Raw genomic sequence first — 22,055 nt, 5'->3', positions numbered from 1 at the left:
TTGTCACCACCTCGGTGCGTGACATCAGGCATTGCCCAAGTGATCATCAGGACTACGCGGTCATCAGGATTGCGCGGGTGCGCGGTGTAACTCCTTCCAGTCGTAATAACGCGTCACAGCACTGCCCAGGACCAAGCCGATGACCATGCCCAGCAGGGTCATCCAGATCGCACGAGTAAATCCGGCGGAGCCGTCGGCGTTGAAGTACAGGATGGCCCTGATGCCGAGGTACACCTGGTGCATCGGTTCGAACTGGGCAAGCCAGGCAACGGATTTCGGAAGCGCCTCGACCGGAATGGTGCCGCCGGAGGACGGCAGGCCGAGCACGATGAACAGGACGAGGTTGACCAGCAGACCAAGGGTGCCGAGCGCTGACACGATCGACAGCGCGGTGACGCCGACCGCGATGATGGCGAAGGTGCTGTAGAGGAACAGCAGCAGCGGCCGCTCGATCGGCATATCGAGCCAATGCCCGACCGCCATGAATATCCCGGCCGCGACCGGCGCGGTGGCGGTGATCACGCCCCACTTCAGCAGCAATGTCCGCAGCCGGGAAATCGGCGTCGGCGGATAGTGCACGTACCAGGGACCGAATTCGGTCGGTGCGAAACCGAGCGACGAATCGACCATCCCGTTGATCACCATGGCGCCGGTGAATCCGGCCAGCAGCACCATCACCGTGTAGAAGAACGCCGTCAATCCACCGCCCGTACCCGACGGCAGCGGATGGAACGGGCTGACGACAACATCGATCGGCTTGGACAGCATCAATCGGCTGAGGCCGACCAGCTCCGGCGTTTGCCCGCCACCGGAGCTTTGCAGTTGGGTCTGCACGTTGTCGGTGAGCTGTTTGCCCACAGTCAGATTGGCTTGATTCAGTGCGTTCTCCGCGATGGTCTGCACGACCTGCGCGGAGAACGACCCGGTCCGCGGATTGGTGTACACCGTGATGATCGGCTGGGTTACTTCGCCGGGCACCACGCTGGCGGTGGCGAAAATTCCGAGCCGCTTGGTGAAGTCGCTCGGAATGACGATCGCCCCGTACACATCGCCCGAATCCAACTGAAGCTGCGCCTCGTTGATGCCGAGCACCCGCAGGTCGATCTTGTCACCAGGAATCTGCTGCACCAGCGCATCACTGATCTGCTTACCCACATTGGTCGGCTTCCCGCCGATCACATCTCCGCTGTCCTGATCCACCAGCGCGATCGGAAAACTGTGCAGATGCTTCCCCGGATCGACCACATACGAGAGATACATCGTCGCCAGCAGGCCCATGAGCAGCGAAACCACTACAGCCGGCACGAGCCATACACGCACGACCGAACGCCAACTGGTCGTTTGCTCGCCCTCTTGCGGATTCGTCATAACAGCACCGTCATTCCTAGGTTGTGACACATGGGGTTGAAGGACGTGCGGCTCGCCGCGATCACCGCCTCGACATCGAGGGCCTGGACCACGTTCAGCAGCCGCCCGTCGGGGGCAGTGATCGCGTCGAACGTCACGGTCTCGGCCAAGTCGTAGCCGAGTCGTTTTGCCCTACTGCGGACTGAATCTCGTACCATTCCCGGGAGACGCCGAATCTGTCCGTGCGCAGGTGACCGATCGCGGTCGGCGTCGGTCTCACCGCCGGTGCCTGTTCGCCGAAACCTGCGACAGGTACTCGCGGTACCTCGGCATCAGCAGTAGCGCGCGCCCACGTGCGGTGATCCGCCACCTGGCCGGCGGGGGCCGGGAGCCGTGGGCGAGACCGGAATCCGCGAGTCCTCGCAGGGCGGCTCGCGTCGCCGAGTCCTTGCGTCCCGCGTGCCCGCACAGCTCGCGTACAGTCAGTGATTGCATGGGACCCAGAATCGCGAGCGCGGCAAGGACTTTGGCCTGTGGCTCGGTCAACGCCATCGCATCCTCCGTTTTCGACGGTGCGGCAACTCGGATGGACTGCGTCCCGCGAGCGCGCGACCGCCATCGCCGCACCGATGCCGCGTTCGGCCCCTGTCCCGACGTGCGGCAGGCACAACGCCGGTGTCGCCATCGCTCGGGACATTGGTCGGTCGACCTCGCTCGACGGCGCCTCGGAGCTGCCGGTCACGGCCCGAGGAACAATCGTTCACACGGCAAGTGCGGCAGCTGCACATAGTCATCGGTGGTGTCGTGGATCAATTCGATTGTGTACCAATGCTTTCGCATCCAATCCTCGATCAAGTTGGGGACCGCCACCGCCGTGGCCGTGTAGTCGAACGCCATGTCGGCAAGCCATACCCGCAGGTGCACATTGCCTGTGGTCGGGAACCACCCTTCGCTGGTCATGACCTATCGACTCATGAGGCAACGCAAGATTGAACAGGCATGGAATTCGACCGATTGTCGCGTATGCGCGAGCCGACGGGTAGGTCGGTGATGGCTGCGCCGAGGTCGCCCTTCCCGACTCAGCACGACCACCAGAATCCTATTGCGGCAGGCCTTTCCAAGGTCCCGTGGCGTACTGCGGTACCGAAGTGTCATCTGGCGTGTCCGTGTTCGGTGATGAACTCGTCGTTGAACAAGTGCGTCATGGGACAGCTCCGAGCGCTGCTGATCGAGGGTCGATGTGGCGTGCGTCCACGGCGGTTAGACTATCAGAAATAATGTGGTTAACCAACTACTTTTTTAGGCCGTTTCAGGTCCGGCGACCCGGTGTGGGTAGCGGCTCATCCCCTTCCGCTGCGCGAGAACGGTGACTGCGAGCGCCAGTGTCGCGATGGTGAGCATCGCGGCGGCGGCGGACCAGAAGCCGTCGGTGCCGTTGAACCCGGCGATCAAGCCGCCGCGCACATAGCTCAACGGTGCGATGTAGTGCAGCCAGCGAAACGGTGCGGGGACGGTTTCGATCATCCAGACGCCACCGAAAGAGAAGACCTGCAGCATCAGCGCGGCGAGTGAAATCATTGTTCCGGCAACGTATCCGAACAGTGTGAATGCCGCACCGACGAGAGCTGCCGACATGATGGTCGCGAGGAGCACGACAGCGGCGACCATCCACAGGGTTTCCGGTGCGGGCTGGGGTGAGAGCGTCTTCCACAGACCAGCGGCGAGCCCAGCGGAGGCGATCATGCTGACCGCGGTGACCGCCGCCATCCGGCGCGCGGCATGGCGCAGGCGGCTGCTACGGGACTCGGATTCGGTTGTATGCCTGGACAGCTCGTGTTCGCGATGGGCTTGGAAGGTCATCCACACCAGTATTGTCAGCAGCATGGTGCCGATGGCCAGCAGCGCGGGCGCGGCACCTGGGCCGAGGTGGCGGGCGGGGGCGACGTTCTTGGATTCGGCGGTGACGGGTGTGGCCAGCAAGGTGGCCATGCGATCACGTGCGGTGGGGTCGTTCAGGTCGGGCAAACGTGTTGCGCCGTCGCGCAGCCCGGTCGCCAGTCGGCCGGCGCCGTTGTCGAGTTCGTGGGTGCCGTTCTGCAGTTGCTGGATACCGGTGCTGACCTTGGTCATTCCGTTGTCGAGCTGTCCCAGCCCGGTGGCGAGCCGGTCGGTGCCGTCGGCCAGGCGAGTGCCTCCGGCAGCGAGTTTGTCGACGCCGCCGCGATAGTCGGCGGTCGGGTCGTTGAGCTGGCGCGCCAGCTCCCGTCCACCGGATTGCAAATCCTGCAGTCCGTTCAACACCGAGGAGAGATTGCTCAGGATGCCCGCCGCGTCGTGACTCAGCGCGTCCGGGTTACCGGACAGCTGTCGGGTGAGAGTTTCGGCCCGGGCGGCCAGATCACCGTTGCGGTCGATGAGTCCGACCAGTCGGCTGATGCCGTCGGAGAGTCGTTGTGCACCGGCACCGACGGTGCCGGTGCCGGTCTGCAGGGTGGTCAGACCGGTGGACAGTTCATTGGCGCCCGCCGCGAGCTGTGCTCCTCCGGTCGCGGCCGCGGCGATTCCGGGGGCCAGCTGGGTATCGATGCCGGTGGCCAGTGTGTCGGCTCCGGCTGCGAGCCGTGTGGTGCCGTCGTGCAGTTGGCCGGCGCCGTCAGCGGCCGAGCGCAGCCCGGTCCCGGCCGAGTTCAATCCGGTCAGCACGGTGCTGACCGCTTGTGCGGCAAGTCCTTTCCGCACAGCGTTTTCGACCGCGGTCATCACCCGCGCGCCGGTCGAGGACGCCATGGTGGTGATGTTGTCGTTGTAGGTGATCTCGATCCGAGCGGGATTCGCCGTCGGTTGAGCGAACCGCGTGACGCTCGCACTGAAGTCGGCGGGGATCTCCACCACGAAGTAGTAGTCACCCGATTGCAGTCCGCGCGTGGCGGTTTCGTGGTCGACGAGGGCGAAATCGACGGGCTTGGTCGACAAGAGAGTGCCGATTACGCGGTCACCGGCGGCCAGCCGCTTGTCGCCCTCCCCTACCGGCTTGTCGGAGTTCACCAACGCCACCGGCATTTTGTGGACGGTCTTGGTCGGATCCCACATTGCCCACATGTACAGCGCCGAGAAGGCCAGAGGCAGAGTGATGATCGCGGCGAGAACCAGACGCGCCCAACGAGATCGGATCCATCGCGAAGGCCCATGATGGGCCGAGGTGGTGCTCAAAGTAGCTCCAGGTACATGTCATATGCGAAATGTGCGGAGGCGGGCGGACGTCAGGAACACGCGCAGGCCGCCTGCCTCGTGACTTCGAAAAGGAGCCCGGGCCCGTGTCGGAGGCGCAGAGTCGCAGCCGGTGCCGATCACCGATCGACCCTGATGAAATCGATCGGTCCGTGCAGGATCGGTTCCGGCTCACGACGTTTCCGCCACGGGCCCGGGTCCTTCGGGCCCCGCCACCGCCGAGGGGTGGCAGCGGTGACGGGGCCGGTCGGATGGCCTGATCAGTGACCGGAGCCGCTCGAGGAGCCGCTCCTGAGCGCACCGGCCGAGCCGCTGGGCAAGCGGAGGTTGGCATCGGGGACGCCAGTCCCGTCCGGGTCGAGCAGTCCGTCTTGATTGGCGTAGGGGCTCTGGCCGGGCGGAGCCTGGCGGGTGATGATGTACTTCCACAGTCCATCGGCCAGTCCGACTCCGCCCGCGAGCAGCGTGCCGACCAGGCTGCCGCCACCGGCGAAGGCGAGAATGATCGCAGGTGCTGTGGCCAGGCACCCTGGGCCGACGAGCAGGCACGAGCCCAGCCCGAGTACGCCGCCGACCACGGCCCCGACGGCGAGACCTACCAGAGTGCCCGCGATCGCTCCGCGGAACAGGTTGCTGGACAGATCGTCGAGTGCGAGTTGTTCTTCCAGCGGCGAGGCAACAGGCTGGGTGCCGTCCGCGCGAAGCGCCGCGACATCGGGCGTGAGCGCCAGCACCCGGCCGCCGTCGGAGATGGTTTGCCCGATCTGGTGGTGTTCCCCATCAAGGGTGAAGGTCAGCGGCAGGGTGGTCAGCAGTTGGCCGTCACGATCGAGCATGACCACCGACTGCTGGTCCGGGGCGAGTGAGAAGGTGCCGCGGTCGAGGGTCGTGATCACCGAATGGCCGATGACCTCGAGGCGATAGTGGTCCTCGGGAGTCGGGTCGGCATTCGCCGGTACTGTCGCCACCGAGGCCGCAGCGATCGTCGCCGCCACGGTGAGGGTTGTTGTTCCGAGTTTCATTGCGCGAACCTCGGTCCTTACTGCTCTTGCGGGGCGGCGGCGGGCGCGGGGATTCCACCCGGCTTGCCCTGGACCTGCGGGGCGTACTTGGTCTGGCCCGGTTCGGCCCGCATCGCGGTCACGTATTCGTAGAGCGCGTAGGCCGCGGTCGGGCCCCCGGCGAGGACCGCTCCGGCCAAACCTCCTACCGCGCCGACCAAAGCGACGATCGGTAGCACGGTCACGACACAGGCCAGGGCGATGACCGCGCAGGCCGCGCCGGCGATCACGAATCCGACGCCGATGCCGGCGATCGCGCCGATGGCGGTGCCGACGAGGCTCCCCAGGGAGGTGCCGATGCTCACGCTGTTGATCAGATCGTTCATCGCCAACTGGTTCTCCAGCGGCGAGGCGACCGGTTGCAGAGCGTCACGCCGGATCCCGTCGGTGTCGGGGGTGAGGGTCAGAGTGCGCCCGTCACTGGAGATCTCGGAGCGGATCGGCAAGGTCTGCCCATCGATGCGGTACGACAAGGGCATCGCATCCAGCACGTGGCCGAGAGAGTCGAGCACCGAGACCGACAGGGTGTCCTTCGCCAGCGTGAACACCCCGCCCTCGAGCGTGGCGATCACCGACTTGTCGACCACGTTCGCGCGGTAGGTCACCGGCGGCGCGGTCGGTTCCGGTTCAGCTGACGCGGTGGCCATGCCCGTTGCGACGGCAGCCACAGTGATCGCTGCTGTCCAGGCCGATCTGTGAATCTTCATTGATTTCCTCATCTTCGGAGGCGTTGGTCCCGGCGGGCGGGGTGCCCGCCGCCACTCCGATGCACAACCTCAGCATGTGATGGTCATTACACTGAGCGTAGACTGTGAATCTACTTATAGACTCCGAGTCGATCAATAGGGAATGAGAAAAATAAGGGAGGATGACCGGGGAGCGGACGGAAGGACAGGCATGCAGATCCAGAGATCAGTGGATCCGTCGACGCGGCAGGGCCGCCGCGTGCTGGAGACACGGCGGCGTTTTATGCGGGCACTGGCCGAACTGTGCCTGGAAATCGACTACGGCGCAGTGACGATCGACGCCATCGCCGCTCGGGCCGACCTGGGACGCGCCACGTTCTGGAAGCACTTCCGCGACAAGGACGATCTGCTGTTCCAGATGTCCACGGTGCTGCGTCAGGATCTGGACGCACGGGTGGCCGCGGTCCCGACCGACAATGTCGGCTTCACCGGTGAGCTGACGACCGCGGCCTTCGAACACGCCGCTGCCGAGCCGCAGATGTATCGCGTTGTGCTGCGCGGGACCGGTGACGGCGTACCGCTGCTTGCGTTGCTCGACGAGGTCGCCCGCACGGCCGAACAGATCTTCGGTTCCCGCGCCAAACGACTCGACGCGCAAGCCCGGATACCCCTCGAAGTCGTGTCGCGGGCGTGGGCCGGTCAAACGGCCACGCTGATGCTGTGGTGGCTGGAAACCGGGATGCCGCACCCGCCAGCCGAAATGGCCCGGATGGCAAATGAACTCGCGCTGCACGGACACCTGTGGGCGCAGGGCTTCGCCGAACGATATCTATCCGACGGCCCACAGATGTAGCACCACGGTCGGCGGACATCGCGCAGTCTTCACGCGTCGACCTGACTCTGGCAAGACCCGCTGCCCTCGACGGACTTGGAACACGGCGATCAAATAGCTTCCAATGAACGGAAATTGGTGCGCGGACCCAGCCACATCACAGTCACGGCCAGCATGAGCATCAGCAGTCCGCACCCAGCGTAGAGCGCTCCGGGACCGAGACTGTGCAGGGTCGGTACGGCGATGAATGGCAATACCGCGGCAATGACCCGAGACATCGAATAGGTCCGGCCAACCAGCGTGCTGCGCAGGTGGGTGGGGAACAGCTCTGCACCGTAGGCTCGGGCGACTGTGCCGTGGAAAGTAGCGCTGAGCCCGGTGAGGAACCCGAACAATACGATCAAAGTCGGCGGGCCTGCCAGCCCGAAAGCGAACCCGAACGCTCCCACCGCCACCGCCGAGGCGACCGCGAGGGTCTTGCGCTGGACGCGATCGGACAAGGCCACCAGCAGCAACGGCCCGAGTGGATAGCCCAGGGCCGACAATGCCGAGTAGGCCAGCGAGTCCACGACCTCGATCCCCTTCGCCAGGATCGCCAACGGCGCAATAGTGGAGAACCCGTAGATGCCAACGGATCCCAGCCCTTGAAGCAAACCGATCAAGGTGATCCTTCGCCGCAGCTCGGCAGGAGTGAGCAGGGAATCGTGGCCGGTGGACCGGTCGGCAAGTAAGGGGTCGGAGGCCGCGGTGACCGGCGGGGAGCCCTTGTCAGCCGCGCCCGCAGCGAGGATGGAGTCGATGATCGCGACCGCCTCGGTTTCGCGGCCGCGGGTGATCAGCCACCGCGGCGACTCCGGAAGACGTTGCCGCATAACCCAGATGAGCAGTGCGCCGCCTGCGGCGAAGGTGAGCATCCACCGCCAGCTGTCGATACCGGCAATGGTGTGTGGCAGTACCGTTACGAGGATTCCGGCGACCGGCACGGCGGTCATCCCGAAGGTATAGGACCAGGCGACCAGCCGCCCGCGGTCGCGGGGTGGGAGGAGTTCGGTGAGGTAGCTGTCGACCAACGCCAGCTCAGCGCCGAGGCCGATACCGAGCATGAACCGCAGCACCACCATGCTGAGTTCGCCGTCGGCGGCGGCGCAGGCAATGGACAGGATCGCGTAAGCGAGTAGGTTGAGCTGGAACATCCGGCGGCGGCCGAATCGGTCGGCCAGTGGTGTCAGCAGCCAGGCGCCGAGGAATTCACCGGCGAAGGGCGCTGCGATGATGGCGGCCTTCCAGCCGGAGCTGAGGTTCCAGTCCCCGGGCAGCAGCGGCAACATCAAAGTGCCGATAGCGATTTCGTAGAAGTTGAAGAACGAGCCGATCCCCACCAAGGCAACAACCCGCCGATGCCAGGGCGTCACCGCCAGACGGTCGAGGGCTTGCAGGGCGGTGTGCGCGTCGGTGGTGTGCGGTGTGGTGTTTTCTGTCATTGGATCTCATTCGAGCGGGGATCAGTTCAATGACCGATCCCGTGATCGGCCACGTCGATCAAGTCGTCGTGGCCGAAGTCGTTTTCAGGGGCGGGCAAGCATCATCAGCTCACGGACGCGATGTTCGGGTCCGAGATGCACGATCGTGGTGAGTAGGTCCCATGCCAGGATGTTGTCGAGCGCTGGGACTGCGAGCGAGGCGAACTTGTCGGTGAGACGTTGTTGCTGGGCGGCGAGATCGCGGTCGGGTATAGCGACCTCATGTTGCGCGGTGTAGGTCCTACCGTCCTGCAGCACCTCGACTCGTGTGGGTGGGCCGGGGGGCGCGTCGCCGACGAGCGTGATTTTCGCTCGTAGGGCGATGAGCTCCGGGTCGTGGGCGTCCTCGTCACGGATGACCGATGTGGGGCGTTTGAGCAGCGCCATGGCCGCGAGGTGCGTGAGGCTGTACTTCACCTCGAGGGCGGTGGTGGGTTCGGCGATAGCGGCCGCGCCGAGCTCGATGGCGCTGACATGGACCTCGACGTGGTCGATTCGGTCGGCCTGCACGGCGCCGGAACGCACCAGATCGCCGATACCTTCGAGCATCGAATGTGTCCAAAAGCAGGAGGCGTGGTACTTGAACAGGTTGTCACGCACGTGCCATCGACCGCGTGGATCGGCAAGGGCTGCGTCGAGGTCGGTGCCTCCGCCCAGCAGCGCGGCCAGGCCTTGGTCGGCTTCGATGGCGTCAGGATTTGCGGTGAATCCGTCGGCGGCGAGCAGCGCGGCGAGCAATCCGTTCTGGCAGGCCTTCCCCGCGTGCAGCGGCTTGGCCATGGTGCCGAAGTGACATTTGAGCCCGGCGGCCTGGGTGCTCGCCAGACCGAACGCGGTAGCGGTGGCATCGGCATCCAACTCGAGCAGATGCGCGCAAGCGGCGGCCGCGCCGATCGTGCCGATGGTGCCGGTCTGGTGGAAACCACGTACGTACGGCCGTGGACCCAACGCGCGGGCTACCCGGCAGACGGTCTCGTAACCAGCGACGAATGCGGCGATGAGTTCCCGCGCGGTGGCGTCGAGCTGTTCGGCGAGCGCGAGGGCGGCGGGCAGGATCGCCACGGATGCGTGGCCGAGGAAGGCGACACTGACGTCGTCGAAATCCAGTGCGTGCGAGGCAGTTCCGTTGATCAGTGCGGCGTCGAGCGCCTGGTAGCCGTTACCGTGACCGACCACCGTGGCCGGGCCTTCGGCCGACCTGAGCGCCAGCAGCAGGATCGCCGTGGCCGGTTCGTCGGCGGCGCCGAGGGTGACACCGAACCAGTCCAGCAAGCAGTGCCTGGCGATCTCGACGACATCGTCGGGTAACTGTTCGTATTCCAGCGCGGACGACAGCTCGGCCAATGAGCGTGTCAGTCCGGTGCTCATGCCCCCGCCTGCTCGTAGTGCTCACGGATGGCGCGCTTGAGAACTTTCCCAGTCGCGTTGCGCGGCAGCACATCCCAGACATCGACATGTTTGGGCGCCTTGACCGAGCCGAGCGTCGCCTTGGTGTGGTCGATGATCTGCTGTTCATCGACGGTCTGCCCTGGTTTGGCGACGACGACGGCGGTGACGGCCTCGCCCCAGCGTTGGTCGGGGACGCCGATGACGGCGACCTCGGCGACGCCGGGTACGGCACCGATTACACGTTCGACCTCGGCAGGGTAGACATTGAAACCGCCGCTGATGATGAGGTCTTTCTTGCGGTCGACGAGGTGGATATAGCCCTCGGCATCGATGTAACCCGCGTCGCCGGTGTGGTGCCAGCCGCCGCGGGAGACTTCGGCGGTGGCCTCGGGGTCCTTGTAGTAGCCGACCATGACGAACTCGCCGCGGACGCAGATCTCGCCGACCTCGCCCTGCGCCAACTCATGGCCGTCGTCTCCGAGGATGGCGACGGTGGACACCGATGTCGGTCGGCCGATGCTCGACAGCCGCTGTTCGGGTGCGAGTTTTCCGTCGACGAAGTGTTCTTCGGCGGGCAGTGCGGTGATCAGCATCGGTGCTTCGGTCTGGCCGTAGCCCTGTCGCATGATCGGACCGAACAGTTTCAGGGCCTGTTCGAGCTTGTCCAAGCGCATGGGTGCCGCGCCGTAGATCAGCTGCCGCAGCGCCGGGAAGCGCCGCTGCTCGATGCCGGGCATGTCGACGATCGCGTAGAGCACCGTCGGCGGCAGCATCGTGGTGTCGACACGATGTCGTTCGAGCGTGTCCAGGAGGGTGTCGAGTGCGGGGCGGTGCAAGATGACCACGGTCCCACCGCGGTACAGGGTGGCGAGCGCGATCCGGCCCGAGACATGTGTCAGTGGTGCGGCGGCAAGGAACACGGTCGGTTGGTCGGCGTCGTATTGCACCTGTTGGGACAGTGCGCTGATGAAGAACGCGAAGCGGCGGTTGTCGTGCATGACCCCGCGCGGCAGTCCCGTGGTCCCGCTGGTGGGGTAGATCGCGGCGATCGCATCGGGATCGCCGATGCCGGGGCCGCTGACGTCCTCGGCGGGCGCGTCACCCAGCCAGGAGTCGAGATCGGTATCGTAGATGATCATTTCGCGGATTCCCGGCGCAGCTTCGCTGAGTGCGTCGGTGTGTTCACGGTAGGCGGAGTGCAGGAAAAGGACGTCGGCGTCGAGCCGCTGGAGCAGCTGGCCGACCTGCGGGATCGCGTCATAGGGGTTGAGCGGGATCCATGTCAGCCCGGCACGCATGAGACCGAGGGCGCAGGCGAATCCGTCGATATCGTTGGGAGCCAGCACGGCACCGTGATCGCCGGGCCGGAATCCGTGTACGCCAAGGGTTTGCGCGATCCGGCAGGACAGGTCGCGCAGCTGTACGTAGGTGATGCTTTCCTCGCCGCAGATCAGTGCGATTTGATCGGGGTGTTCGTGCGCGCCGCGATCGAGTCCGTCGGTCGGCCTCATGACGCACGCCCCGCGATGAGCTCGGCCCGGTCGAGTACCGCGCCGAACATGCGGGTGGTGGCGGCGTCCACCAGTGCGCCCTGCGCGGCGGCCGCGCCGTCGCTGGATTCCTGTGCCTGGCACATCTGCCGCGCGATCGCGATCTCCTGTTCGGTGGGTGAGAAGATGTCGTTGGCCGGTTCGATCTGGCTGGGGTGGATCGCCCACTTACCGCTCGCACCGAGCGTGCTCGCCCAGGTGGCTTGGGTGCGGTAGCCATCGATATCACCGATGAACGGGTACGGGCCGTCGATCGCATCGAGCCCGTGCGCTCGAGCCGCGGCGATGACCCGCGCACGAGCGTGGTGCCACGGATCGCCCGGATAGGCGTCGGCCGGGTTCGCGACGTGGCCGTACCGGACGCCGAGGCTGGCGGCGAGGTCGCCGAATCCGAGGATCAGCGCCTCCAGTCGTGGGGAACAGCCCGCCAGTTCCTCGGCGCGGCCGAGTGCCTCGGCTTCCTCGATGAGGATCTCGAACCCGATGGGGGTGGACAGCCCTAGCTTGTCTTCGAGCTGTGTGACCAGTGTTTCGAAGAACCAGACATCGCGGGGGGCCTTGATTTTGGGCAGGATCAAGACGTCGAGGTTGTGCCCGGCGCGGGTGACGACGTCGATGACATCGTCGTGGGCCCAGCGGGTTTCGGCGTCGTTGACGCGGACCGCACGGACTTTCCGCCCCCAGTCGAGGTCGTTGAGCGCGGTGATCGCCAACTCGCGGGCGCGCTCTTTGTCTGCGGGGGCGACAGCGTCCTCCAGATCGAGGAACACCAGATCCGCAGCACTTTCGGCGGCCTTGTGGATCATTTTCTCGTTCGACGCCGGTACGGCGAGTTCGGAGCGGCGCAGGCGAGTCATCATCGAATCTCCCTCGGGTGGTGGCTTTCGCGTTTGAGCAGGACGGTGCGTTCGCCTTCGAAGACGATCGTGCCGTCGGCTTTGAAGCCCCAGTGCTTGAAGCGGACGAGACCGGCATCGGCCCGGTCGGTTGCGGGTTCGGTCGCGATCACTTCGGTCGCGGCGTAGATGGTGTCGCCATTGACGACCGGGGCGCGGAATCTCAGCTTGTCGAGCGCGATTTCGGCGATCGCGTCCTCGGCGGTGTCCTGGGTGGCCATGCCGACCACGAGTGATGCCGTCAGCAACCCGAATACGATGCGTTGCCCGAACGGGGTGGCAGCCATGGCGTCGTCGTTGAAGTGCGCCTGGGCCGAGTTCATCACCAGCTTCGACAGCAGTTGGCCTTCGACGTCGGTCACGGTGGTGCCGCGGTAGTGGCGCATCCGGTCACCCGGGGTGAAGTCTTCGAAACGTGTCATCGTTTGTGCCCCAATAGGTTGTCGGCGATCAGGGTGCGCTGGATCTCGGAAGTGCCCTCGAAGATCGTGGTCAGCCGGGCATCACGCCAGTAGCGCTCCACGCGTCGCTCGGTGGTGTAGCCGTTGCCGCCGTGCAGCTGCATCGCCTGGTTGGTGACCCGCACAGCCATCTCGGTCGCGACCAACTTGCACATCGACGGCAGCGTCGCGCTCTGGTCACCGGCGTCGAGTGCGTGCGCGGCTTGATAGGTCAATGCTCGGGCGGCCTCGATATCGGCCGCCATATCGGCCAATGTGAACCGCAGCGCCTGGAAACTGGCCAGCGGCCGCTCGAATTGGTGGCGCTCGAGCAGATACGCCTGTGAGTCCTCCAGCGCGCCACGCGCCAGGCCGATTGCCCGGGCCGCGGTGTGCACGCGCGCGACGTTGAGCCCATGCACGACACCGGCGAATGCGTTGCCCTCCAGGGCCGCCGAGGCGGGGACGAGTACGCCGTCCAGGTGCAGGTTGTAGGTGGTGATGCCGTGGTAGCCGATCTTGTCGATCGGTGTGGCGACCATGCCCTTGGGCAGCGTGCCGGGCTTCTTCTCGATCAGCAGCGCGACCAGTCCGGTCGTGCGATGCTCACCGGGCGCCGGGTCGTGCTCGCGGGCGATCATGACGATGAAATCCGCCCGAATGGCATTGCCTGTCCATCGCTTCTCACCGGTCAGCACCCAATTGCTACCGAGACGGTGTGCGCGACACGAGATTCCGGCGAGATCGGATCCCGCGCCCGGCTCCGATGCCGAGAACGCCCCGATCCACTCGCCTCGGGCGCTGCGCCGCAACAACTCGGCGCGATGCTCGGGATCGGGTACATCGCAACCGAATCCGTTGCCACGCGCCAGCAGGCTCGGCACGCTCATCCACGCACGCGACAGCTCCTCGGTGACCAGCACGTACTCGAACACACCCAAGCCGAGGCCGCCGTACTCGGCAGGCACCCGGATTCCGAAGTACCCTTCCACCGCCAACCGCTCGATGAGGGCGTCGGGGATATCCGCACCCTGTCGATCGAGCTCATCGGCGACGGGCAGCACCTCGGTCATCGCGACCTTGCGCGCCCGCGCCTGCAACGCGAGCCGCTCGGGAGTGAGATAGGGATTGGTCATACCTGCGCCTCCCGCATCAGAACAAGGTTCGCCCGCGTGAACGAGACGACGAGCTCGCCGTTCTGGTTGCGCCCCTCGGTGCGCCAGGCGACGATGCCGAAACCCGACTGCTTCTTCGACGGTCGTTTGTCGATGACAGTGCTGGTCGCGCGGAGCGTGTCGCCGGGATAGACCGGCCGATGGAAGCTCAGCTCATCGATGCCCAGGAACGGCCCACCCGCCTCCGACAGGTCCTCGACGCTGAGCCCGACGACCGTGCACAGCGCGAGCATCGGATGGATCACCATGCCGGGATGGCCTTCGATGCCCGCGTATTCGGCGTTGAAGTAGAGCGGGTTGTAGGACAGCGTGACGGTCGCGAACAGGGCCGCATCGCCCATCGTGAGCGTCCGCCCCCAGTGATGATCCAGGTGTCGGCCGACCTGGAAGTCCTCGAATTGACGCCCACGGGCCCGCAACGGAAAGGCCGTCGGCTCGAGAACTTGCTGGTTGAAGGTCATGGGAAGACCGTAACACAAAAAGTGGTTGGCTAACCACATAATTTTTTCTGCTAGGCTTACGGCCGTGACCACGCATGCCACACCCAGCCCCAAGCAGCAGCGATCGGAGCTGTCCACCACGCGACTGCTCGACGCCGCCGCCGAGCTCATCGCCGAGCGCGGATACGAGCGGATGACGCTCACCGCCATCGGCCAGCGCGCCGGGTACAGCCCCGCCCTGGTCACCGCACGCTTCGGCTCCAAAGAGGGGCTGCTGGCGTCGCTGCTGGATCGCATCACCGTCGAGTGGGCCGCGGAAAACCTCACCCCGGCGGTCGGCCAGTCCACCGGAGTAGAAGCGCTACACCGGTTCCTCGACGAGCTGCGCGCGAACTGGGGACGTCATCCACACCAGATGCGCGCGTTGTATGTCCTGATGTTCGAGGCGGTGCTGCCCGCACCGTTCCTACGCGACCGGATCGCCGAACTCCATCGCGATCTACGCCGCGCCATCGCACAGGGAGTTGCACAGGCATCCCCCACCGCCGACGCGCCGAGCCACGCGATGCTCATCGTCGGCGCCATACGCGGAGCCGTCTACCAGTCACTACTGGACCCCGAGGCCGTCCCGATCGACTCCGCACTACGCGAGGTGACCCACCTCGTCGATGCCCTGCTCCCGGACCCGACCCCACCACAATGATCTGCTGAGACACGGCGCCCGCGGCGGGGCCCGACCGTGGTGGCCCGGCTTGTCACCGAAACCGTCACCCTGGCATGGGATTCGGAGCGCACCGCGCCGAGCCTCAGCTCCAGGAGCCACGAGGTTTGATCTACTCGATCAGGTCGCGGCAGCAACTTGTCCGATTCACATGGACCCGAAATGGGAGGTGGTCCGATGACACCGCAGCTCGGTCCGCAACACTCGTATGAGCACAAACTGCGTTGGCTGTTCCTGACCATCGTGACCGCGAGTTTCGTGTTCCTCGTCCCCTGGATCGCATATCTGGCGACCAACCTCCCGTCCCGCTACGAGGTGCGGCAGTGGAATGTCGCCTGGGTCGGATTCGACTGCATGCTCGTGGCCGCGGTCGGGTTGACCGCACTGTTCGCCTGGCTGCGCCGTCAGGTATTCATCCCATGGGCGATCGCCACCGGCACCCTGCTCACCTGCGACGCATGGTTCGACATCGTGATGGACTGGAACACACCCGACCTGCCCAGCTCATTATTCACCGCGCTGTTCGGAGAACTACCGCTGGCCGCACTGCTGTTCTACGCCGCACGCCGACTCATCAAACTGGCACTGCACGCGGCATGGGTCCTCACCGGCCACACCGAACCCGCCCCCGGACTGGGCCAATTCCGCATGATCGGCCTGAGCACCTGGTGGCGCGTCGAGCAGCAGTTCGAGCATGACACCGACTCCATCCCCAATCGGTGACGGTGGTTGTCCGCGAAGTTCGATGCCACTCGTGTGCGACCAAGGCCGAGTCGGTCGCGAATATCGACCAGGCTGCGGTCAACTGCGAGGCAAGACGCTCGGGATCACTTGGGCGGCATGGGAACTCGAGAAAGTCATGATATGACCAGGCGTCATCGGCCACTGCCGATGTCAGGTGCGGATCGCGCCGATGGCTGGAAGCAGGAAGGCCCGGCCGAAACGCGCCGATGGCCACACCGGGCGCGGTCGGCGTTATACCGGCCGACCGACACCGCACTCGACCGCGCCGCCGGTACCGAGGGCGTTGAGGATCATGCTGGTGATCGTGCTGTCGTCGGCAAGACCGATGTGGCCCACCTGGTCCAGCGGGCAGACATCCTGGACGTACAAATTCGTCACACCGGGTTCCCGAACGAACGCGGTCTCGGTGGGCGTGGAGACGGCGTCCGACCGAGTCGCGATGATCGTGTAATCCACGCCTCGTTGAGCGATCGGACCGTCGGTCAATGTTGCGATTGCCTCGCCACCAACAACTACGTCACTGCACCCGTAGCACCCCACACCGTTGGGGAACGCGTCGACGAAGTCTTGACCACCGATCAACTCCCCCATGGTGATCACACCGGAAAGGGTCGTGCCATGGGTGGCCTGTCCCAACGCAACAACCCGGTGCACCTTGGGTGCGTAGTTCAGCACTTTGGGGACGTAGAGCGACAGGATGCCCCCCTCGGAGTGCCCGACCAGATCAACCTTCCCTGCGCCGGTGGCCGCGAGTACCTGGTCGATGAACGCGGCAATCTGGTCGGCGGACTCCGCGATTCGGATGATGCCGCCACGACCACCGGGCGATGCCTGGCCATAGGTTATCGAGTAGACGCAGTATCCGGCAGCTTCCAGCTTCGGCGCATGGAAGCTCCAGTTCCGCTCGGCGGTCGTGCCCAGTCCATGCAGCAGTACAACCGGCTCGGGGTGGGCTGCGGACGGCCGACAACTCCAGTCGTTGTATCCAGACGTCGGGGCGGCGGAGGCGCTGCCGACCGGGGTCAGCGCGACGGCCAACAGGGCGGTCGATACAGCAGCGAACACGGGGAACAGCACCTTCGGTATGGACAGACGCATCAGTGGGGATCCGTTCGGCAGGAATGGGATTCGGACCTGGACTCGACATGGCGAACGCCCGACACACGGCCGCTGTATTTACCATCCGAGAGAGATCGGCTCGGCAACACCGCCAGATGTCGGCGTCGTCGAGCTTACCGAGAAAATAGTTGTCGAACAACCAATTTCTACCCCCGCCACCCCCTGGACAACCATCCACGGCAGCCCCAACAGCAGCGATGAGGTATCACGGCTGTTGGACCATGATCCGGTCGATCGACGCTTGGAACCGACGCTCGGGGCTACGCGCAGTTGCCTGACCGCCCACATAGCGACAAGCACACCGTCCAGCTCCGGCACAGTTCCTCGGTGATCAACACATATTCGAAGGGGTCGCTCGAGTCCAGTCCGATATCCCGATCACCCTGGCCGCCAATGGTTTTCCGTTCATGATGTCGGGGTTATCAAGGCGCTGGATGATCGGGTTCGAAATTCGCGGTGTCATCGGCCACCCGCACAGCGATGACCGGGCAATGACCGAGAACAATCGCTCTATCCTCGCCGATCTGCCCGTCGATGAGAAGAAGCAACTCCATGCAGCACCTCGAGGGACGCACGCCCTTGTCCAAAGTGCCATCGCCACACTTCACACCGATTCCGCACATGGATAGCTTGACCCAAAGGCCGTAATCGAATTCAACCATGACAGGCCCGTCGCCGCACGGGCCGATACGGTCCCGAGCACGCCCGTATGGCATCAACCACCACAAGCCCGGATGGCCGGAACATGCATCGGAGTGGTTCGGGCCAGCGCCGAAACTGCGCGCCTTTGTCGGCGGGCGACGGCAACGCGACGGCGCTGTCGGTCCGCACCACCGACACGCTCAGACGGAACACCTCGGCGACCAAACGCACATCATCAAGGATGTCCGGCCGTACGAGCGTCCACCGATTCGAGCGCGGATGCGACAGAATCGGACCGATCTCCGAACCACGGTGTTGCACATATGTTTTCACGGCCATGCCAAGATGGGCAAGACGTATAGGCGCCCACACGTGCTCGGCCGTTATGATGATTCGGCCGAGGAGCGGCGGGACAACCTTGGCGGGCAGATCACACACCCGCCTATAGAAGTGGCAGCGCGACAACGGAGTATCGCCAAACGCTGTGTGGTCCATCGGATAGAGACCTCTGCTCGCGTTGTTGTGATAACGGCGCGCCCCGACCGAAGGGGGTTGGCCGGTCGGGGCGCCGAATGACTGATATCTGATGCGGGTTTCTCGATCACAAGTCCTGCTCATCGTCAGCCGGAGCCCGACGCGGCCTGCCGCGCTGATCGCGAGGACACAGACCACGGTGATCGCGGAAATCGATCACGTATCCCGGTGCGAGTCCTTGCACGACAAGGGCATTGGACTCCTCGCCGAACTCACGCTAGGTCAGGACACCGCGTCCATCGATTAGCGCGAGCACGTTCGGTGATCCTCGTGCTGCTGCCATGATCATCGATGCAGACGTGCGGTAGATCTTCCTGTTCTCGGCTGTTCGACGGACGAACTCCGGCCCGCCGAGGTCGCCGACACCATTCTGATGCACGCACGTTACGGCCTCTAGCGTCTGAGTTGCGTAGCGGAGCCCGGTACGGAGGGAATTGACGATCATGTCACCTGTTTCTGCGAATGATGCGGCGGCAGCGCCCATCCAGGACAACGACGCGAGGCCGAGAATCGAGAGTTCGAGTTCACCGTCCGCTTGTGGTGCTAGCAGTAATCGAGCTGTTGGCAGATCACGGCGAGCCGGAACAGGCCGAAGACTTTGCAGAAGGACCATTCGCAGTCGTTCAGGCTGATTCCAGTACAGCGGCAGTCATTTTCGACACCTTCTCGTCGGGTGAGGATGCAAGGTGGGTGTCTGGCGGCGGAAGCACTTGAAGTCCGGTTGTCAGCCTGATGCATCCAGCAGCCGAGCGCCCGCCGGTCCATCAGCGGTTCGCCGATAGTCGCCATCTCCCGGTCCAAGAGGCCGACATGACGGGATCGGATCGGTGCGCTCCAGGACAATGCCGTCGAAGAATCTCGCCGTCGGCGATACTGACATTTACGAGCCCGTCGCGGCCAATGACGATGTCCTCGGGTCCTCGACCAGGAAATTCGATTCTTTGCCGAGGCGGCATGGACGGTAAGTCGAGCTTCTGCTTCGCAGGCCGCACTGCGATCGGCGCAGGCCAGCGCGCCAGTTCCGTGCGGCAACCGGGACGAACAGTGTTGTCCATCGTGTCTCCAGCTCTGACCAGAATCAATAGGGGCCGACGACTACTCCAACATTCAACTACCTTGAGCGCAAACTCCCGTAGGAGCCAGACTTGGCAGTGGCGTCGCTGCCAATGGCCAAGCCGCCGCGGTCAGGTTTGCGCAAGACTACGCCTCATGGCGCACGGTTTTCGGCAAAAGGTCGCGTTGTTCCCGAACACGAAATTCGAACTGGCCGCGTGCAAAAACTACGTCGACGCACTGGGGTCGGTCGTCGATCGGGCCCCGGACGCTCCGCAGACGGTGCGCTCAGGGTCCAGGCGTCGGCCACGGGGTCGTATTCGGTCGTGGCGGCGTAGGAGTTATCCGACAACTGCCCGGAGTGGGTGAGGTCGCGGTCATCGGCGTGCCCGATGACCATTGGGGCGAAGCCGTCAAGGCCGTCGTCGTTGCCGCCCCGGGGGCGACCGTCGATCCCGCCGACATCATCGAGCGCACCCGCGCAGAACTGGGCGGCGTCCCGAATGTCGTCGCGTCGGGTTGTAGAACGCTTCGATGTCGTCGAACATCGCGTTGACCGACTCCTGTCGGGTTATCCACTGTTTGGTGTCGAATAGCTCCAATTGCATTGTGCCGAAGTAGCTTTCGACCATACTTTTGTCGAAGCATTCCCTCACCGAGCTCATTGGGTTCCGCCATACCGGGCAAGCGAACGGCGCCGGTGACCCCGGATCTGGGTCACCAACCGGGGTGAGCGCAGCTGGGTACAGGCTTAGCCCCCGGCGAGAGGTCAAGGCGTACCACAACGTTGGGTACAGCAAGTGTGATGGCCGAGAAACGCCGGATCCGGGAGATCGGTGCTACCGAGTTCGATGCCGCCATTCTCGCTGGCCCCCGAGCCGGGAAATACTCGTCAGTTAATATTGACAGCGGGCAGCCGACCGAACTTCAACGTCAACGGCTCGATCAACATCGCCGCGCGCCCCCGCGCTTCACCTTCTGCGCGACCTTCTTCGCGACCTTCTGCGCGCAATCTGTCAGCGGTAGTCACGATGACCTCCTTGGTTTCGGGACCAAGTTGTTCGGTCGGCGCTGGGAGTAGTCGAGTAGCGGCCCCATTCACGCCAGAACGTCGTCCAGGCTGCTTGCCGTGAGCACTCGCGCGCTCCACACTCTCAGCTGCTCCACCTCGGCATCACGAACAACCTGCTCCACCGACACGGCCAGCCGACCGAACTTCAACGTCAACAGCTCGATCAACGCCTCCGCACGACCTTCTGCGCGACCTTCTGCGCGCAACTTTTCGGCAGTAGTCACGATGACCTCCTTGGCTTCGGGACCGAGTTGATCGGTGAGGGGATCGAGGTCGTCGGCATTCATATCACCGACGAGGATAATGTATGTCACGATGGCTCTGAAGGCCTGTTTCCCTCCTGGACCTGCGATAATGGCCCGCAGTTCGGGCCGCAGGCGTAGCAGCTGTGTGACCAGGTCGGTGTTGCCTGAGGCAATCTTCTGGAGGCAGAGCATCACCTTGGCCGCGGGTGTCAGCGGCCGTCGCAGTAGTGCGGGCAGATCGACGGCATTGACGTCGTCGAGTACGTAGCGCAACCGTGGCAGGTACTCTCCGAGCGCCGCTCGGACGTCGGCGTCAGCGTCGATCAGGTCCACCACGTCCATGGGGGCCGTCCATCGGTATCCGTTCGGGCCGACGTGCACGACAACCGGAATGATCGGCGGCAGCAGTCGAGCATCGGGCTGGGAGCGTAAGTAATGGTTCCAGATGTTGACGACGTATTCGAGCATCCGGAACGGCATCAGATTGTCACTGCGGCTCTGGTGTTCCAGCAGGATATAGACGAACGCGTCGCGGCCGTCGAGGCGAGTCCGGAACAGGAGGTCACTCTGCCGGGACCGCAGTTCATCGGACACGAAGGTGCCCGACTGCACCTCGAGCGTGTCCCAATCCAGGCGCGCCACAATCTCCTTCGGCAATACCAGGCGTAGTTCCGAGGCCGCCTCGGCGGGTCGGCCCAGCACGTTGCGGAAGTAGGCGTCGTGCGGGTTCGACGGGTTCGCGGCCATGTGGCGCACCGTACTACCGCCCACCGACACGGCGGCCGGGCGAGCGACGTTGCACGCCAGGATGATTCACCCGCCGAGCTGCTCGTCCCGGACCGCCCGTAATGACTCGAATTGCTGGACAATTATCGGCGAACCGAGTTGCCGGGGCGCGGTGGGTGTCCAGCGGATGTGTCATTGGGACAGCCATTGCTCGATGAGGTCCAGTGACGCTGTCGAATACAGCGCTTCGCCGTCTTCCGCGTCGAGCAGTGTCCAGCGCTGATCGCGCACAAGCAGGTATCCCGCTCGTTCGGCGCGACTGGCGAGCTGCTGCTCTCGAGCCGATTCCGGATCGGAAGTCACCGGATACTCCTTTCACTAGATGGTTCCCTGTGAATGTTCCTGGGGGACAAAGAATTCGAGCCAATATTCATGCCGGATCGCATCCCATAATCGAGAGAGTTCCGGGAATCGCTCGCGCAGGTCGGCCAGATCCGGTGCGGCGGCGGGGGTCGCGGCGGACTGTAGCGGTTGCGCTTCGGATAGGTTGCGGACCAGCATTATTCGGATGCGGTGTCGGTCGATCCGCCAGTCGGCCCGCCAGCCGTCGATCTCGGTGCGACGCTCGCTCATTC

Annotated in this window: 25 protein-coding genes; 5 read left to right on the top strand and 20 right to left on the bottom strand. The window is 64.6% G+C overall.

All coding sequences use genetic code 11. The features are described from left to right. Nucleotides 1–63 precede the first annotated feature (63 nt). The 7 genes from NP3_RS26585 to NP3_RS26555 form a co-directional block, all read right to left on the bottom strand. On the bottom strand, nt 64–1,368 hold the full coding sequence (locus NP3_RS26585; protein ID WP_063044332.1) for a YhgE/Pip domain-containing protein: 1,305 nt from the start codon (nt 1,366–1,368) through the stop codon (nt 64–66). Then, nucleotides 1,365–1,517 (bottom strand): hypothetical protein, encoded by a 153-nt coding sequence (locus tag NP3_RS26580; protein ID WP_157124562.1) that lies wholly within the window; start codon nt 1,515–1,517, stop codon nt 1,365–1,367. Before NP3_RS26580 ends, NP3_RS26585 begins: the two co-directional genes overlap by 4 nt. 106 nt (nt 1,518–1,623) lie before the next feature. After that, nucleotides 1,624–1,899, bottom strand: a complete 276-nt coding sequence (locus tag NP3_RS26575) for a helix-turn-helix domain-containing protein (RefSeq protein WP_063044330.1) — start codon at nt 1,897–1,899, stop codon at nt 1,624–1,626. Nucleotides 1,900–2,085: 186 nt separating this feature from the next. Continuing rightward, nucleotides 2,086–2,307, bottom strand: coding sequence for a hypothetical protein (locus tag NP3_RS26570; RefSeq protein ID WP_063044329.1), 222 nt, complete (start codon nt 2,305–2,307; stop codon nt 2,086–2,088). 339 nt (nt 2,308–2,646) lie between these two features. Then, on the bottom strand, nt 2,647–4,557 hold the full coding sequence (locus NP3_RS26565; RefSeq protein ID WP_084509009.1) for a YhgE/Pip domain-containing protein: 1,911 nt from the start codon (nt 4,555–4,557) through the stop codon (nt 2,647–2,649). 278 nt (nt 4,558–4,835) lie between these two features. After that, a complete protein-coding gene (locus NP3_RS26560) occupies nt 4,836–5,597 on the bottom strand; it encodes a DUF8020 domain-containing protein (RefSeq protein WP_063044327.1) in 762 nt (253 codons plus the stop codon). 17 nt (nt 5,598–5,614) lie between these two features. Beyond that, complete coding sequence (locus NP3_RS26555; protein ID WP_063044326.1) at nt 5,615–6,343, bottom strand: DUF8020 domain-containing protein; 729 nt, start codon at nt 6,341–6,343, stop codon at nt 5,615–5,617. Nucleotides 6,344–6,533: 190 nt separating this feature from the next. On the opposite strand from NP3_RS26555, the gene NP3_RS26550 reads away from it, so the two are divergent. Continuing rightward, nucleotides 6,534–7,175, top strand: a complete 642-nt coding sequence (locus NP3_RS26550) for a TetR/AcrR family transcriptional regulator (protein WP_063824921.1) — start codon at nt 6,534–6,536, stop codon at nt 7,173–7,175. Between the two features lie 89 nt (nt 7,176–7,264). Here NP3_RS26550 and NP3_RS26545 read toward each other — a convergent pair whose 3' ends face one another. The 7 genes from NP3_RS26545 to NP3_RS26515 all read right to left on the bottom strand — a co-directional run bounded on the left by NP3_RS26545 (nt 7,265) and on the right by NP3_RS26515 (nt 14,585). Then, nucleotides 7,265–8,635: an MFS transporter gene (locus tag NP3_RS26545; protein WP_063824920.1), complete on the bottom strand. Its 1,371-nt coding sequence runs from the start codon at nt 8,633–8,635 to the stop codon at nt 7,265–7,267. Nucleotides 8,636–8,719: 84 nt separating this feature from the next. Then, nucleotides 8,720–10,042, bottom strand: coding sequence for an MmgE/PrpD family protein (locus tag NP3_RS26540; RefSeq protein WP_063044324.1), 1,323 nt, complete (start codon nt 10,040–10,042; stop codon nt 8,720–8,722). Further along, nucleotides 10,039–11,574, bottom strand: coding sequence for an AMP-binding protein (locus NP3_RS26535; RefSeq protein WP_063044323.1), 1,536 nt, complete (start codon nt 11,572–11,574; stop codon nt 10,039–10,041). The genes NP3_RS26540 and NP3_RS26535 overlap by 4 nt, the downstream gene beginning before the upstream one ends. Beyond that, the gene (locus NP3_RS26530) at nt 11,571–12,473 is read right to left on the bottom strand and encodes an HpcH/HpaI aldolase/citrate lyase family protein (RefSeq protein ID WP_157124561.1); all 903 of its coding nucleotides are present in this window, start codon (nt 12,471–12,473) and stop codon (nt 11,571–11,573) included. Before NP3_RS26530 ends, NP3_RS26535 begins: the two co-directional genes overlap by 4 nt. Then, on the bottom strand, nt 12,470–12,931 hold the full coding sequence (locus NP3_RS26525) for a MaoC family dehydratase (RefSeq protein WP_063044321.1): 462 nt from the start codon (nt 12,929–12,931) through the stop codon (nt 12,470–12,472). The genes NP3_RS26530 and NP3_RS26525 overlap by 4 nt, the downstream gene beginning before the upstream one ends. After that, on the bottom strand, nt 12,928–14,085 hold the full coding sequence (locus NP3_RS26520; protein ID WP_063044320.1) for an acyl-CoA dehydrogenase family protein: 1,158 nt from the start codon (nt 14,083–14,085) through the stop codon (nt 12,928–12,930). The genes NP3_RS26525 and NP3_RS26520 overlap by 4 nt, the downstream gene beginning before the upstream one ends. Further along, nucleotides 14,082–14,585, bottom strand: coding sequence for a MaoC family dehydratase (locus NP3_RS26515; RefSeq protein WP_063044319.1), 504 nt, complete (start codon nt 14,583–14,585; stop codon nt 14,082–14,084). The genes NP3_RS26520 and NP3_RS26515 overlap by 4 nt, the downstream gene beginning before the upstream one ends. A gap of 64 nt (nt 14,586–14,649) precedes the next feature. On the opposite strand from NP3_RS26515, the gene NP3_RS26510 reads away from it, so the two are divergent. Together NP3_RS26510 and NP3_RS26505 are read left to right on the top strand one after the other, a co-directional pair. Further along, on the top strand, nt 14,650–15,267 hold the full coding sequence (locus tag NP3_RS26510; protein WP_063044318.1) for a TetR/AcrR family transcriptional regulator: 618 nt from the start codon (nt 14,650–14,652) through the stop codon (nt 15,265–15,267). Between the two features lie 195 nt (nt 15,268–15,462). Then, nucleotides 15,463–16,008: a hypothetical protein gene (locus NP3_RS26505; protein WP_063044317.1), complete on the top strand. Its 546-nt coding sequence runs from the start codon at nt 15,463–15,465 to the stop codon at nt 16,006–16,008. Nucleotides 16,009–16,260: 252 nt separating this feature from the next. On the opposite strand, the gene NP3_RS26500 is transcribed toward NP3_RS26505, so the two are convergent. The 3 genes from NP3_RS26500 to NP3_RS51605 form a co-directional block, all read right to left on the bottom strand. Beyond that, complete coding sequence (locus tag NP3_RS26500; RefSeq protein ID WP_218024939.1) at nt 16,261–17,094, bottom strand: esterase/lipase family protein; 834 nt, start codon at nt 17,092–17,094, stop codon at nt 16,261–16,263. 476 nt (nt 17,095–17,570) lie between these two features. After that, on the bottom strand, nt 17,571–17,810 hold the full coding sequence (locus tag NP3_RS26495; protein WP_063044315.1) for a hypothetical protein: 240 nt from the start codon (nt 17,808–17,810) through the stop codon (nt 17,571–17,573). A gap of 1,278 nt (nt 17,811–19,088) precedes the next feature. Next, nucleotides 19,089–19,280: a hypothetical protein gene (locus NP3_RS51605; protein WP_373864787.1), complete on the bottom strand. Its 192-nt coding sequence runs from the start codon at nt 19,278–19,280 to the stop codon at nt 19,089–19,091. 353 nt (nt 19,281–19,633) lie between these two features. On the opposite strand from NP3_RS51605, the gene NP3_RS51190 reads away from it, so the two are divergent. Both NP3_RS51190 and NP3_RS26475 read left to right on the top strand, forming a co-directional pair. Then, a complete protein-coding gene (locus NP3_RS51190; protein WP_218024940.1) occupies nt 19,634–19,933 on the top strand; it encodes an AMP-binding enzyme in 300 nt (99 codons plus the stop codon). 249 nt (nt 19,934–20,182) lie between these two features. After that, nucleotides 20,183–20,458: a hypothetical protein gene (locus tag NP3_RS26475; RefSeq protein ID WP_063044311.1), complete on the top strand. Its 276-nt coding sequence runs from the start codon at nt 20,183–20,185 to the stop codon at nt 20,456–20,458. A gap of 17 nt (nt 20,459–20,475) precedes the next feature. Here NP3_RS26475 and NP3_RS26470 read toward each other — a convergent pair whose 3' ends face one another. The 3 genes from NP3_RS26470 to NP3_RS26465 all read right to left on the bottom strand — a co-directional run bounded on the left by NP3_RS26470 (nt 20,476) and on the right by NP3_RS26465 (nt 22,053). After that, the gene (locus tag NP3_RS26470) at nt 20,476–21,441 is read right to left on the bottom strand and encodes an Rpn family recombination-promoting nuclease/putative transposase (RefSeq protein ID WP_063044310.1); all 966 of its coding nucleotides are present in this window, start codon (nt 21,439–21,441) and stop codon (nt 20,476–20,478) included. 171 nt (nt 21,442–21,612) lie between these two features. After that, the gene (locus NP3_RS49275; protein ID WP_169814583.1) at nt 21,613–21,783 is read right to left on the bottom strand and encodes a hypothetical protein; all 171 of its coding nucleotides are present in this window, start codon (nt 21,781–21,783) and stop codon (nt 21,613–21,615) included. Between the two features lie 15 nt (nt 21,784–21,798). After that, nucleotides 21,799–22,053 (bottom strand): hypothetical protein, encoded by a 255-nt coding sequence (locus tag NP3_RS26465; RefSeq protein WP_063044309.1) that lies wholly within the window; start codon nt 22,051–22,053, stop codon nt 21,799–21,801. Between the last annotated feature and the right edge of the window lie 2 nt (nt 22,054–22,055).

Origin of the sequence: Nocardia pseudovaccinii NBRC 100343 (assembly GCF_001613225.1) — a bacterium.
Classification (GTDB): Bacteria; Actinomycetota; Actinomycetes; order Mycobacteriales; family Mycobacteriaceae; genus Nocardia; species Nocardia pseudovaccinii.
Note: the sequence above shows the minus strand (reverse complement) of the source record. Positions and strands in the feature narration are given on the sequence as shown.